The 12,483-nt window shown below is 65.2% G+C and carries 15 protein-coding genes and 1 riboswitch; of the genes, 12 read left to right on the forward strand and 3 right to left on the reverse strand.

Annotation, left to right across the window (positions count from 1 at the left end; genetic code table 11):
• The first annotated feature begins 188 nt into the window (after positions 1–188).
• Positions 189–276: riboswitch (cyclic di-GMP riboswitch) on the forward strand.
• A gap of 244 nt (positions 277–520) precedes the next feature.
• The 7 genes from BN1119_RS18220 to lfiJ all read left to right on the forward strand — a co-directional run bounded on the left by BN1119_RS18220 (position 521) and on the right by lfiJ (position 7,338).
• A complete protein-coding gene (locus BN1119_RS18220) occupies positions 521–1,786 on the forward strand; it encodes a sigma-54-dependent transcriptional regulator (RefSeq protein ID WP_409337753.1) in 1,266 nt (421 codons plus the stop codon).
• Between the two features lie 10 nt (positions 1,787–1,796).
• Positions 1,797–2,123, forward strand: coding sequence for a flagellar hook-basal body complex protein FliE (fliE, locus tag BN1119_RS18225; protein WP_084205562.1), 327 nt, complete (start codon positions 1,797–1,799; stop codon positions 2,121–2,123).
• A 62-nt stretch (positions 2,124–2,185) separates the two neighbouring features.
• Positions 2,186–3,874, forward strand: a complete 1,689-nt coding sequence (fliFL, locus tag BN1119_RS18230) for a lateral flagellar M-ring protein FliFL (RefSeq protein WP_042002255.1) — start codon at positions 2,186–2,188, stop codon at positions 3,872–3,874.
• Complete coding sequence (gene fliGL / locus BN1119_RS18235; protein WP_042001567.1) at positions 3,861–4,889, forward strand: lateral flagellar motor switch protein FliGL; 1,029 nt, start codon at positions 3,861–3,863, stop codon at positions 4,887–4,889. The genes fliFL and fliGL overlap by 14 nt, the downstream gene beginning before the upstream one ends.
• Positions 4,890–4,901: 12 nt before the next feature.
• Positions 4,902–5,594 (forward strand): FliH/SctL family protein, encoded by a 693-nt coding sequence (locus BN1119_RS18240; protein ID WP_042001570.1) that lies wholly within the window; start codon positions 4,902–4,904, stop codon positions 5,592–5,594.
• On the forward strand, positions 5,587–6,921 hold the full coding sequence (gene lfiI, locus BN1119_RS18245; protein ID WP_042001573.1) for a lateral flagellar FliI-like assembly ATPase LfiI: 1,335 nt from the start codon (positions 5,587–5,589) through the stop codon (positions 6,919–6,921). Before BN1119_RS18240 ends, lfiI begins: the two co-directional genes overlap by 8 nt.
• A gap of 9 nt (positions 6,922–6,930) precedes the next feature.
• Positions 6,931–7,338, forward strand: coding sequence for a lateral flagellar protein LfiJ (gene lfiJ, locus BN1119_RS18250; RefSeq protein ID WP_042001576.1), 408 nt, complete (start codon positions 6,931–6,933; stop codon positions 7,336–7,338).
• 8 nt (positions 7,339–7,346) lie between these two features.
• Here the strand turns inward: lfiJ and BN1119_RS18255 are convergent, their stop codons facing one another.
• From BN1119_RS18255 to flgA, 3 genes are all read right to left on the reverse strand, one after another.
• Positions 7,347–7,793: a flagellar protein FlgN gene (locus tag BN1119_RS18255; RefSeq protein WP_042001579.1), complete on the reverse strand. Its 447-nt coding sequence runs from the start codon at positions 7,791–7,793 to the stop codon at positions 7,347–7,349.
• Positions 7,790–8,062: a flagellar biosynthesis anti-sigma factor FlgM gene (gene flgM / locus BN1119_RS18260; RefSeq protein WP_042001582.1), complete on the reverse strand. Its 273-nt coding sequence runs from the start codon at positions 8,060–8,062 to the stop codon at positions 7,790–7,792. Before flgM ends, BN1119_RS18255 begins: the two co-directional genes overlap by 4 nt.
• Positions 8,063–8,138: 76 nt before the next feature.
• Positions 8,139–8,840, reverse strand: coding sequence for a flagellar basal body P-ring formation chaperone FlgA (gene flgA / locus BN1119_RS18265; RefSeq protein ID WP_157438689.1), 702 nt, complete (start codon positions 8,838–8,840; stop codon positions 8,139–8,141).
• A gap of 160 nt (positions 8,841–9,000) precedes the next feature.
• Between flgA and lfgB the strand changes: the two genes are divergently transcribed.
• Genes lfgB through lfgF form a run of 5 tightly spaced genes read left to right on the forward strand, consistent with a single transcriptional unit; the run spans position 9,001 to position 12,460 of the window.
• Positions 9,001–9,390 carry a lateral flagellar basal body rod protein LfgB gene (gene lfgB / locus BN1119_RS18270; protein ID WP_042001585.1) on the forward strand — a complete coding sequence of 130 codons (390 nt, stop codon included), beginning with the start codon at positions 9,001–9,003 and terminating at the stop codon, positions 9,388–9,390.
• Between the two features lie 2 nt (positions 9,391–9,392).
• Positions 9,393–9,815, forward strand: a complete 423-nt coding sequence (gene flgCL, locus BN1119_RS18275; RefSeq protein ID WP_042001588.1) for a lateral flagellar basal body rod protein FlgCL — start codon at positions 9,393–9,395, stop codon at positions 9,813–9,815.
• Between the two features lie 2 nt (positions 9,816–9,817).
• Positions 9,818–10,495, forward strand: a complete 678-nt coding sequence (locus tag BN1119_RS18280) for a flagellar hook assembly protein FlgD (protein WP_042001591.1) — start codon at positions 9,818–9,820, stop codon at positions 10,493–10,495.
• Between the two features lie 18 nt (positions 10,496–10,513).
• Positions 10,514–11,716 (forward strand): lateral flagellar hook protein FlgEL, encoded by a 1,203-nt coding sequence (gene flgEL, locus BN1119_RS18285; RefSeq protein ID WP_042001595.1) that lies wholly within the window; start codon positions 10,514–10,516, stop codon positions 11,714–11,716.
• Positions 11,717–11,725: 9 nt separating this feature from the next.
• A complete protein-coding gene (gene lfgF, locus BN1119_RS18290; RefSeq protein WP_042001597.1) occupies positions 11,726–12,460 on the forward strand; it encodes a lateral flagellar basal-body rod protein LfgF in 735 nt (244 codons plus the stop codon).
• Positions 12,461–12,483: the final 23 nt, after the last annotated feature.

Below are 12,483 nucleotides of genomic sequence, written 5' to 3' on the forward strand. Positions count from 1 at the left end.
AAAGGCCCGTGATCTCAGTCAGATAGGAAAAATCTATTCCGCATATGTCCTTGAACTGTCATGGCAACTTGTTATGATGCGCCGTGTTTTGACGCTGGACGTCAAAACCTGCTGATAATTATAACAATTTGATGAGTGCTATTCAGGCCGGCCCCTCGCCAGTCTGACTGCCCTTGCGAGGGCAGATCGCATGAAAAAGGCAAACTGAACTGAAAAGTCAGGACGCAAAGCCTCCGGTCTAATGGCATCCATGCCGACGATAGCGGGGTTACCAGGGATAGGTACCGTCACGAATGACACCTATTGGCAAACCGATGCGCGCGCGGCGTACCGGTGGTGTACTCCTTCCTCGGTTTTGACGCTTCAGTTCTGTTGATTGACGACCACACAATCACAGGTTCAGGTTCATATGCTTTCGGACGTTTCTCTGAAATGCACCCCAGCGCCAGCGGGCATTGGGGCGCACCCTCATCTGTTATTGCTTCAGCCAGACTCTTCTGCCGGGGAAGAGGTGCTGGCCATGCTGGAGAGTTCGGGATATCGGGTATCCAGGGTCGATTCGGCCAGACAGGCACGGGCCCGTCTGGAGGAAGAGAGAGTCGACCTGCTGTTGCTGGACGTGAGCACGCCCATCGACAACCTCAAGGGATTTCTGGGCAAGCTGACCGACACCGACAGTGTCATCCTGGTCAACGAGCATCAGGGCCATCTGGCCGCCGAGGCCATGGGGGCCGGCGCCATCGATTACATCATCAAGCCATTCGCTCGCCAGCAGATGCTGGACGCCATCCGCTGCGCCCTGCGCCTGCGCCAGCCGATCCCGGATCTCATCGCAGAGTCCGGTGCCAGCCGTCAGGTGTTGCAGCTGGCTCGCCGGGCGGCCAAGACCCAGGCCACCATCCTCATCGGCGGTGAATCGGGTACCGGCAAGGAGCGACTGGCACGCTACATCCACGACATGTCCCCCCGGGCAGACGGGCCCTTCGTCGCCATCAACTGCGCCGCCATCCCCGAGCCCATGATCGAGTCCATCCTGTTCGGTCACGCCAAGGGGGCCTTCACCGGGGCGAGCTCGGCCCAGCCCGGCAAGTTCGAGCAGGCCCAGGGCGGTACCCTGCTGCTTGACGAGATCTCCGAGTTGCCCCTGGCACTGCAGGCCAAGCTGCTGCGGGTATTGCAGGAGCGGCAGGTGGAGCGGCTGGGCAGCCATCAACTGATCAACCTGGATGTACGCATCATTGCCGCCAGCAACAAGGACCTGCGTACCCAGGTGGGGGAAGGGCTGTTTCGCGAGGATCTCTTCTATCGCCTCGATGTCCTGCCCATGAGCTGGCCCGCCCTGCGGGACAGGCCGGGGGACATAGTGCCGCTGGCTGAATATTTCATCGCCCGTTATGCACCCAGGCAGGGCTACTGGCTGAGCCAGCAGGCGCGCCAGCAGCTGCTGAGCTACCGCTGGCCCGGCAATGTGCGTGAACTGGACAATGTCATCCAGCGGGCGCTCATCATGGCGCGAGGATTGCATATTCAGGCAATCGATTTGATGTTGCCCGGTGGGGCAGGGGGAGCAGAGCAGGGCCAGCCAGAGCCGTTGTCGCCCCCGGACGGGCTGGTGGAGACCCGCCGCCACGCCGAGTTCCAGTTCGTATTGGAGACCCTGCGCCGTTTCAGCGGCCATCGCACCCGCACGGCCGAGGCCCTGGGCATGACGACCCGGGCCCTGCGCTACAAGTTGGCGGCGATGCGCGAGCAGGGCATAGACATTGAACTCCAGATTCAAAATTGAGGGATAGCCAGTGAAGATTGAAATGATGTCGCAGCAGACCAGCCTGCTGCAACAGATGCAGGAGATGACGCGGGTAACGCGCGAACTGCCCGAGATCGCGCCCCAGGGGGGACAGGAGGTCTCCTTTGGCAATGCCATGCGGGATGTGATCAATCGGGTCAACGAGCAGCAGAACATCTCCTCCCGTCTGATGACGGCGGTCGATGCGGGTCAGAGCGATGACCTGGTCGGGGCCATGGTGGCCAGTCAGAAAGCCGGCCTCAGCTTCTCCGCCCTGATGCAGGTGCGCAACAAGCTGATGACAGGGTTTGACGACATCATGCGCATGCCGCTCTGAGGTTACTGATGACTGAACTGGTGAGTGGTTCGCAAGGGGAAACCCTGGGCGTGCAACAGCGTATGCGGGCGTGGCTCAAGAGCTGGCGCAGCCTGTCCCGTGACAACAAATCCATCCTGACCATAGCCCTGCTGGCCGCCACGGTGGCGGGGACCATAGTGGTGATCCTCTGGACCGCCAGCAAGAACTACGTGCCCCTGTACGGCAAACAGGAACTGTACGACACCGCCAACATCATGGAGATGCTGGAGAAGGAGCAGATCCCTTTCCGGCTCGAGAAGAGCTCGGGTCAGGTGCTGGTGCCGGAAAACCAGCTGGCCCACATCCGCATGGCCCTGGCGGCCCGCGGGGTGCGCGCCGCCATGCCATCCGGTCTCGAGGGATTGGATGCGGTGACGGGCCTTGGCACCAGCGAGTTCATGGAAGGGGCGCGCTATCGTCACGCCCTGGAAGGGGAGCTGGCGCGTACCATCATCTCCCTCAATGCGGTGCGCAGTGCCCGGGTGCACCTGGCCATTCCCAAGCGCACCCTGTTCGTCGGCCGGGACGAAGAGAAGCCCAGCGCCTCCGTCATGCTGGACCTGCAACCGGGCCAGTCGATGGAAGCGGGCCAGGTCGAGGCCATCGCCAACCTGGTGGCCGGCAGCATCGCCGGCATGAAGCCGGGGGCCGTGACCATCATAGATCAGGCCGGCCAGCTGCTCAGCAGCGAGCTGGGGGACAAGATGGGCTTTGGCAAGCAGAGCGTGCAGCAGATGGAGTACGTGCGCAAGCTGGAGCACTACATCCGCCAGCGGGCCACCGACATGCTTCATCCCATGCTGGGCAGCGGCAACTTCCGGGTGCAGATCGCCGCCGACGTCAACTTCAATGCGGTCGAGGAGACCCAGCAGCAGTTCGATCCCCAGGGCGTGGTCACCAAGGAGACCAGCAAGTCTGACAAGACGGTGGATGCCCTGGCGCTCGGGATCCCGGGTGCCCTCTCCAATCGCCCCCCCGAGACGGCCCCCCAGGCCGAGCAGGGAGGGGAAGGGGAGGCCAAGGCCGAACCTGCGCCCAGGAATGACAGCCGCACCGAGCGCGAGGAGACCAGTCGTCAGTACGAGAACAGCCGCACCCTGGTGCACACCCGCTATCAGCAGGGTCGCCTCGAGCGGATGAACGTCTCCGTGCTGCTCAACGAACAGACGGCGCCGAAAGAGGGCTGGAACCAGGCCCAGCTTGGCCAGATCCGCCAGATGGTGGAGCGCGCTGTCGGTTTCGACTCGGGCCGTGGCGATCAGATCAGCCTGCAGGTGTTCAACTTCACCGACGAGGTGCTGGTAGCGCCCCCGGAATCCAGCTGGTGGGAAACCCCCTATTGGCAGGACTCCCTGCGTTACCTGGTCGGTGGCCTGCTGGGTCTGACCCTGGTCTTCTTCGGCATCCGTCCCCTGGTCAAGCACCTGGTGCGCACCCAGCAGCCGGTGGCCACCCCGAACGAGGAGGCCCAGCAAGAGCAGGAGCCGGAACCGGGCCTGGCGTTGCAGCGCCGGGGGGACGAGGCCCTGGCCGCGCCCCATGGCAAGGGGCTCATCCGTGCGGATGAGGAGCAGGAGCCCCATTTCGCCGCCCTGGATCTCGATGCTCTGCCCGAGCCCGGCTCCGAGCTTGAGGTTCAGCTGAAACACCTGCAACTGCTGGTGGACAAGGACACGGCCCGGGTGGCCGAGGTGGTGAAGGCATGGGTGAGCGGCAATGAGCAACGTTAATATGAACCAGAGCGCAGTAGACATCGACATAGACAATCTGGAGAAGGCCGCCATCCTGCTGCTCAGCATGGGCACGGAGGCGGCGGCCAAGGTGATGCAGAAGCTGTCGCGCGACGAGGTGCAGCGCCTCATCTCCAAGATGGCGGGCCTCTCCGGGGTCAGCTCCATCGAGGCGAAGTGGACCCTGCAGCAATTCTTCACCCAGTACCGGGAGCAGAGCGGCATCGCCAGCGCCTCCCGGGAGTACCTGGAGCAGACCCTGGATCTGGCCCTGGGCCAGCGCCTCTCCCGCAGCCTGCTCGACAGCCTGTACGGGGACGTGATGAGCCAGGATATCCAGCGGCTGCAATGGGTCCCCGCCGAGGTGCTCGCCCGCTTCTTTCGCAACGAACACCCGCAGATGCAGGCGGTGCTGCTGGCCTTCCTGCCGCCCCAGACCGCCTCGGCCGTGCTCGATGCCCTGCCGGGCTCGCTCCACGACGACCTGCTGGTGCGGGTGGCCGGGCTCAACTCGGTGAGCGAACACGTGCTGGCGGAACTGCGTCTCACCCTGGATCGCTGCCTGGCCTATGTGGCGGATCAGTCCGGCGCCAAGGTCAACGGGGTGCGCCAGGTCGCCGACATCCTCAACCGTTATCAGGGCAACAAGGAGCAGATGCTCGCCCTGCTGCGGGAGCGCGATGGCGACATGGCCCTCGAGATAGAGAAGAACATGTTCGACTTCATGGCCCTGCGTCGCCAGAGCGACGACACCCTGCAGCGGCTGGTGCAGGAACTGCCCGCCGATCTGCTGGCGCTGGCGCTCAAGAACACCGAGGCCGGCTTTCGCAAGGTGGTGCTCGGTGCCATGCCCAAGCGGATGGCCCAGGCCCTCGAGGCCCAGATCCAGGATCAGGGCAGCGTCTCCCTGCGCAAGGTGGAACAGGCCCGCGACGAGGTGATGCAGCTGGTGCGCGAGCTGGTGGAACAGGGCGAGCTGGAGTTCCAGCTGTTCGAAGAGCCTACGGTCAACTGATGAGAGACGAGCATGCCTAACAAGATGCGCAAGCTGGCTCCGGGGGCGACCCGCCGCTACCGCTTTCCCCAGCTGGGACAGAGCGGGGAGGGGGCGCCGAGCGAGCAGGAAAGGTTCGAGTCAGGCTACCAGCAAGGGTTGGAGCAGGGCCAGGATCAGGGCTATCAGGAGGGTTACCAGCAGGGGCTCACCAGCGGCCTGATCGAAGGGGAGAGCCGCGGCCTGGCCCAGGGACAGGCCAGGGGGCTGGCCCAGGGCCTAGCGGAGGGACGCGCCTCGTTCGACGAGGCCATGCAGCCCTTCACCCGCTTGCAGCAACAGTGGGAGAGCCTGTGCCGGGCCCGCATGCTGCAACAGAAGCAGGTGCTGGCCCAGCTGGTGGAGCAGGTGGCGCGCCGGGTCATCCAGGCCGAGTTCACCCTCAATCCCCAGCAGGTGCTGAGTCAGGTGGAACAGGCGCTGGCCACCCTGCCCACTCAGCCCGAAGAGCTGACCATCTACCTCAGCGAGGGGGACAGGCGCCGCCTGGCCGAGCTGGGGGTCACCCAGTGCGCCGGCTGGCCGCTGCAACAGGATGGGGCCCTGGCCATCGGCGATGCCAGGCTGGAGACCCGGGCCGCGGTGATCGAGGTCAACACGGCGGAGCGGCTCGATGCCTGCCTGGACAAGATCAACAGCGCCCTGGATGCCAGCCTGAATGGATAGCCGGCTGCAACAGGCCCTCAGCTCGGCCCTGGATGACTTCGAGCCGGCCCCGGGCTTTCGCCACTACGGCCGGCTGGTGCGGGTGACCGGGCTCACCCTGGAGGTGGTGGGCTGCCAGCTGGTGATGGGACAGCGCTGTCGGGTCGACTGCGCCGGCGGCGCCACCCTGCTGGCCGAGGTGGTTGGCTTCAACCGCGACGTCTCCTATCTGATGCCGCTCCAACCCATGAGCGGCCTCTACGCCGGGGCCAGGGTGCTGCCCATCCCGGGGGAAGAAACCATACGGGTGGGAGATCACCTGCTGGGGCGGGTGCTCGACGGCCTGCTGCAACCCCTGGATGGCCGTCCCCTGGCCGAGGCGGGGGAGCGGGTCAGCCTGATGAGCTCGCCGCCCAACCCCCTGCTGCGTACCCCGGTGCGCGAGCCCCTCGATGTCGGGGTGCGGGCCATCAATGGTCTGCTCACCGTCGGCAAGGGGCAGCGGCTCGGCCTGTTCGCCGGCTCCGGTGTGGGCAAGAGCATGCTGCTTGGCATGATGACCCGCAACACCACGGCGCAGATAGTGGTGGTGGGCCTCATCGGCGAGCGGGGCCGCGAGGTACGCGAATTCATCGAACACAGCCTGGGCAGCGAAGGGCTGGCCCGGGCCGTGGTCATCGCCGCCCCGGCGGATCAATCCCCCCTGATGCGGCTGCGGGCGGCCCAGCTCTGCCATCGCATCGCCGAGTACTTTCGCGAGCAGGGGCAGGATGTGCTGCTGCTGATGGACTCCCTGACCCGTTATGCCCAGGCCCAGCGGGAGATTGCGCTGGCCATCGGCGAGCCGCCCGCCACCCGTGGCTATCCGCCATCCGTGTTCAGCATGCTGACCCAGCTGGTGGAACGGGCGGGCAACGGCATGGCGCCGAACGGCAGCCTGAGCGCCTTCTATACGGTGCTGGCGGAAGGGGACGATCAGCAGGATCCCGTGGTGGATGCGGCGCGGGCCATCCTGGATGGTCACATAGTGCTGACCCGTCGTCTGGCGGAGGAGGGGCACTATCCGGCCATCGACATCGGCGCCTCGGTCAGCCGGGTCATGCCTCAGGTGGTGCCCGCCGAGTGGCAATCCCTGGCGGTGACCCTGCGCCAGCTGTGGGGACGCTACCAGCAGGTGCGCGAGCTGCTGCCCCTCGGTGGATACCAGGCGGGCGCCGATCCCCAGATGGATGAGGCGGTGCAGCGCTACCCGGCCATCGCGGCCCTGTTGCAGCAGGGCATTCATGAGGTCACCCCATTGGCCGATGCCCCCGCCGGCCTGCGTCAGGCCCTGGGTCGTCAGGGATAAGGAGAAGCCATGCTCACTCGCTATCTGGGTTTGCAGCAAGGGGCGCTGGAGGAGATGGGCAAGGAGCGCCAGCGTCTGCGGGAGCTGGCCCGGCGCGAGGAGCAGCGGGCCTTGCAGCTGCAGGAGGTGATAGGCAACCTGGGCAAGGGGGGCGGGAGCTTTCACCCCTTGCTGCTGCAAAATCGCCAGCAGATGGATGGTCAGTTGCGCCGCCTGCTCTCCCATCAGGTGCAGCAGTCGACCCTGGCCCGGATCGATCTGGAGCGCCACGAGCAGCAATTGCGTCGGCAGTTCGGTCGGGTGAAGGGGCTGGAGGGGGTCCTGGCGCGGCGAGAGCTGGCAGACAGGCAGCAGAGGGAGGAGCAGGAGCAGCGTCAGCTCGATGAGCTCAGCAGCCAGCGCCACCGCGACCGCTGAGGGGCGGCTCAGGGCTCCTGGCCGTACTCCTGGGTCTGGCCGAGCAGGGTGTGCAGCGTCTCGATCTGCCCCGCCAGCAGGCGACCGTTGCGATCGTTTTGCTGCTGGCACTGACGCAGGCTGGCCTCCAGTTGCTGCCACTGGCCCGTCATGGTCTGGCGCAGGGGCTCGGGCAGGCGGGCTATCAGCTTCGCCATGCCCTGTTCATCCGGCGCCAGTCCCAGGGCTCCCAGATGCTGACAGCGCTGCTGGGCCTGCTGCTGTATCTGTTTCATCAATTCGGTCTGCTGCAGGTTGTGCTGGGTCAGCTCATCCACCTCGTGGGTCGCCAGCAGCAGGTGCTGGCGTTGCAGCATGGCCAGCAGATCGCCGTAGCGGCCGAGATCGCGCTGGATCCCGAGCAGCAGCTGCTTGACCCTCTGTCTGGCATCCAGGGGTCTGGTCTCCTGGTTCATCGACGGTGCAGATCCAGGATGGCCTGGCTCAGTGCCGCCAGATCGAGGGTAAGCCGTCCCTCTCCGATGGCCTGGCGGATCTGCTCCACCTTGGCCATGTCGACATCCGGGGTGCTGGCCAGTTCGACCTTGGCGTGGGCCATGGTCTGGGCGGTGGCGCTGATCTGGCTCTCGCTCCCCTGGCGGCTCTGGGGAGCGGTCTGAACCGGCTCCTGTTTGCGCGGCAGCGGGCTCTGGATCTGGACGGGGTCGGTACGGGTGATCTTCATGGGTACAATTCCTGATGGTCTGCTGACATAAAGCGACCGCCGCTTGCCAAAACTTGAATCGGCGGCGTCATCGGGTTCAAAATCGCGTCTCGACCTCCCCCCTGTTCAGCACCCAGGCCTGGATCACCCTGCCCGAGCTGCTGTTTTTCACCCTGATGCCATCGCCGATGGCGCCATCTTCCAGGGCCTCGCCCCGGGTCGTGGCGGCAAACGCCCCCTGACCGGCCCGGATCAGCACCCCTTCCCCCTGACGCACCGCCCATTGCTTCTGCAGATCCAGCTCGCCGATGAGCTGCCCCGTGCGCAGCCTGCGGCTGCTCTTCTGCTGGGTCAGCGAGACGCTGGCCGGGGTGAAGCCGCGCTGGATACGGCTCACCTCCAGCTCCTTTGCCACCAGGTCATGGGCCCGGATGGGCTGGCCCTTGCCTATCTCTTTGGCCGTGACCCAGAGCGGCATGAAGACACGTACATCGACCCTGGCCCTCAGTTGCCACTGGGGCTCGGCGCAGCTGACCAGATAGGGGCGCCGCCCCCAGGGCTGGCGGTAGAGACCCCCTGCCTGCAGGTCGGGCGCCTGCAGGCAGGGGGGCAGGTGGCTCGCCGCCGGGGCGAGCCAGACCTCGCGCTCGACCCGGCTGGCCTGCCAGCCCTGCAATGCCAGATAGTCATCGAGCAGGCGGGCGGCATCTTGCTGCAGGCGCAGGGCCAGGGCCTCGACATCCAGGCGGGGCGGAGTCTGAGCCTGCCCGGGCAGTGACAGCGGCAGCAGCATCAGCATGACACCCCACTTCCTGCCGGGAAACCCAGCTTCCCCTCGCCATGACGCCGGGGCGAGCCGGCGCGGCGTCAGGGGGCGATTGCGGTGCTTTTTCACGATTGGCATGAGTCTTGATATGGCCTGCACGGGTCTGACTATTTCGCTGACGAGAGGATGAAGCATGAGTATCTCATTTGACAGTGCGCTGGGGGTACATCCTTATGCCCTGGATGTGCGGGCGGATCGGGCGCGTATCCTCGCCGGCAACCTGGCAAATGTGGATACCCCGGGCTATCTGGCCAGGGACGTGGACTATAAGAGCATCCTGGGGCGGGTTGCACAACAGGTGGCGGCCAAAGAAGAGGGCAGCGCCATCGCCACCGGCAATCTGCAGCAAGCGATGCAGCAGCCCCTCTACCGCATTCCCTATCAGGTCTCCATGGATGGCAACACGGCCGAACTCAGCGTCGAGCAGAGCAAGTTCGCCAACAACGCCACCGACTTTCAGACCAGCCTGACCTTCCTCAATATGAAAATCACCGGGATCGCCAAGGCGATCGAGGGCCGCTAATCATGTCATTCAATCGCATCTATGACATCGCCGGCAGCGCGATGCGGGCACAAACGGTTCGCCTGGATACCGTCGCCTCCAACCTGGCCAACGTCGACAGTGTTGCGGGGCGGGAAGAGGAGGCGTTTCGCGCCATCAAGCCGGTCTTCTCCACCCTCTACCAGCGGGTACAGGAAGCCGATGGTCTGGGAGCAGCCCAGGTGCAGATCGCCGGGATAGTCCAGTCGGACCGCCAGGTCGAGAAGCGGCTCGAGCCCACCAACCCCCTGGCCGATGACGATGGCTTCGTCTACTACTCCAACGTCAATGCGGTGGAGGAGATGGCGGACATGATGAGCGCCTCCCGGGGATTTGAAACCTCGGTCGAGGTGATCAATCGCATCTCCAGCATGCAGCAGGGTCTGCTGCGCCTCGGGCAGGCCTGACCATGAGCCTGCCTCAGGTCAATAGCCTGGACACGGCCCGCGGCGCCAGCCAGACCGCCGACAACGGCATCGCCAGCAACGGCACGGCCAGCGGCGGCATGCAGCTGCGCAACGAATTCCTGCAGATGATGGTGGCCCAGCTGCAGAACCAGGACCCCACCAACCCCCTCGACGGCTCCCAATATGTCACCCAGCTGGCCCAGTTCAGCATGGTGGAAGGGGTGGAGCAGCTGAAGGTGCTGCAACAGAAGTCCATCGCCATGATGGATACCCAGCAGGTCTTGCAGAGCACGGATCTGATCGGCCGCGACGTCATGGTACCGGCCGCCACCCTCAAGCAGGGGGAAGAGAAGGCGGTGCGAGGCCAGATCGAGCTGGCGGGCGCCGCCGATCGGGTCGAACTCAAGGTGTTCGACCAGCACGGCACCCTGGTCCAGACCCGTTCCTGGGGCGAGACCAAGGCGGGGGCCATGGATTACGACCTGCCCGTGCTGCCGGCGGGGGAGTACAGCTTCGAGGTGAAGGCCTCCCTGGACGGGGCGACGGTGCAGAGCAAGCACTATGTCTCGAGCACGGTGGACAGGGTCACATTGCCCGGTACCGGCGAAATCATGTTAGAGGTGGCGGGCGTCGGGGAAGTCCCCCTGTTCAGTGCCATCCAGTTTGGCAAATCGGCATAAGCCCATAGGAGCGACACTGTGTCTTTTAGTATCGGACTGAGCGGCCTGCGCGCCGTGAACCAGGAATTGAGCGTCATCAGCAACAACGTGGCCAACGTCAGCACGGCGGGCTTCAAGTCGAGCCGGGCCGAGTTTGCCGCCATCTATGGCGGCGGCCAGGCGGGCGGCGTGGAGATGAACAACGTCTCCCAGAACTTCGATCGCAACGGCGACGTGATGCGCACCGGTCGCGGCCTGGATCTGGCCATCTCCGGCAACGGCTTCTTCCAGCTCAAGGATGGCAACGGCCAGACCTCCTACACCCGGGCCGGCATGTTCCAGCGCGATGCCAACAACTACCTCACCACCTCGAACGGCGATAGGCTGCAAGGCTATACCGTCAATGGCGCGGGCCAGCTGCAGACCGGCGTGGTCGGGGATCTGCAGGTCGGCACCGGCAGCCTGCCCGCCAAGGCGTCCACCTCCCTGTCGTTTGTCGGCAACCTCAAGGCGGATGCCAGCAACATAGACACGGCCCTCAATCCGTTCGATCCGGCCAAGGCGGAGAGCTACAACTTCTCCCAGTCCAGCAAGGTGTTTGACTCCCTGGGCACGGAGCACACGGTCACCCAGTATTTCGTCAAGGTGGGCAGCAACGACTGGCAGGTGCACTACACCGTGGATGGGGCCGTCAACGGCGCCAGCACCAGCCTCAAGTTCAACACCGACGGCTCCTTCGATGCGGTGGGCAGCGGCGCCGACAAGGCGACCCTGGCGCTCACCCCGGCCGGTGCCGACCCCATCAGCCTGGAGATAGGGCTGACCAAGTTCAGCCAGTATGCCTCCGACTTCAACGTCAGCCGCAACCAGTCCGATGGCTACACCTCGGGGGATCTGACCGGGGTGCGCATCGATGCCGACGGGGGCGTCTACGCCACCTTCACCAATGGCCAGAGCCTGTTGCAGGGCCAGGTGGTGATGGCAAGCTTCGCCAACCCCAACGGTTTGCTGCAGACCAACAACACCAGCTGGCAGCAATCCTTCTCCTCCGGCCAGCCGGTGATCGGGGCGCCGGGCAGCGGCACCCTGGGCTCGCTCACCTCGGGAGCCTATGAGGGCTCCAACGTGGACTTGACCGGCGAGCTGGTCAACCTGATGACCTCACAGCGCAACTATCAGGCGAACGCCAAGAGCATCAGCTCGGCGGACAAGATGACCCAGGTGCTCTTCAACTCCTTCTGAGGCTAACCCGTGGAAAAGCTAATCTACACCGCCATGTCCGGCGCCCAGCACTCGTTGCTGGCCCAGCAGATCCGGGCCAACAACCTGGCCAACCTCAACACGGCCGGCTTTCGGGCCGACTTCGAGCGGGTCTCGGCCTACGCCCTGAGCGGGGATGGCTACCAGAGCCGCGTCATGGCGCGGGAAGAGCAGGCGGGCACCGACTTTCGGGCCGGCGCCCTGATGCAGACCGGGCGCAAGCTGGACGTGGCCGTGCGCGGGGAAGGCTTTCTGACGGTACAGACGGCGGACGGGACCGAAGCCTATACCCGGGCCGGCAATCTGGAGGTGGACGCCGATGGCCTGCTCAGCCTCAATGGTCGACCCGTGCTCGGGGATGGCGGCGAGCTGGTGGTGCCGGCCTACCGGGATCTCAGCTTCGGCAACGACGGCTCCCTGAGCATCACGCCGCCGGGTGGCGGCGCCCGCCTCGACGTGGGACGGCTCAAGCTGGTCAACCCGGCGGCCAACGAACTGGTCAAGGGCACGGACGGCCTGTTTCGCCTGCGCCAGGGAGGGGAGGCCGAGGCGAGCGAGAACGTGGTGATGGCCTCCGGCTTCCTGGAGGGGGCCAACGTCAACGCGGTCGACGAACTGATCGGCAGCATGGCGCTGACCCGTAACTTCGAGTTGCAGGTCAAGCTGATGAAGACGGCGGACGACCAGGCCCGCCAGGGCGCCCGCCTCATCTCGGGGCAGGGCTGACCCCGGGACCAGCCATTTCGGAT

Source organism: Aeromonas bivalvium (assembly GCF_000819765.1).
In the GTDB taxonomy this organism is placed as follows: Bacteria; Pseudomonadota; Gammaproteobacteria; order Enterobacterales; family Aeromonadaceae; genus Aeromonas; species Aeromonas bivalvium.

Bases quoted from the DNA above. Each gene is read 5' to 3' on its own strand.
- fliGL (WP_042001567.1), top strand. From the start codon at position 3,861: ATGAGCAACGTTAATATGAACCAGAGCGCAGTAGACATCGACATAGAC.
- BN1119_RS18255 (WP_042001579.1), bottom strand. From the start codon at position 7,793: ATGAACCAGGAGACCAGACCCCTGGATGCCAGACAGAGGGTCAAGCAG.
- flgM (WP_042001582.1), bottom strand. From the start codon at position 8,062: ATGAAGATCACCCGTACCGACCCCGTCCAGATCCAGAGCCCGCTGCCG.
- fliFL (WP_042002255.1), top strand. From the start codon at position 2,186: ATGCGGGCGTGGCTCAAGAGCTGGCGCAGCCTGTCCCGTGACAACAAA.
- lfiJ (WP_042001576.1), top strand. From the start codon at position 6,931: ATGCTCACTCGCTATCTGGGTTTGCAGCAAGGGGCGCTGGAGGAGATG.
- lfiI (WP_042001573.1), top strand. From the start codon at position 5,587: ATGGATAGCCGGCTGCAACAGGCCCTCAGCTCGGCCCTGGATGACTTC.
- BN1119_RS18240 (WP_042001570.1), top strand. From the start codon at position 4,902: ATGCCTAACAAGATGCGCAAGCTGGCTCCGGGGGCGACCCGCCGCTAC.
- lfgB (WP_042001585.1), top strand. From the start codon at position 9,001: ATGAGTATCTCATTTGACAGTGCGCTGGGGGTACATCCTTATGCCCTG.
- BN1119_RS18220 (WP_409337753.1), top strand. From the start codon at position 521: ATGCTGGAGAGTTCGGGATATCGGGTATCCAGGGTCGATTCGGCCAGA.
- flgA (WP_157438689.1), bottom strand. From the start codon at position 8,840: ATGCTGATGCTGCTGCCGCTGTCACTGCCCGGGCAGGCTCAGACTCCG.
- flgCL (WP_042001588.1), top strand. From the start codon at position 9,393: ATGTCATTCAATCGCATCTATGACATCGCCGGCAGCGCGATGCGGGCA.
- BN1119_RS18280 (WP_042001591.1), top strand. From the start codon at position 9,818: ATGAGCCTGCCTCAGGTCAATAGCCTGGACACGGCCCGCGGCGCCAGC.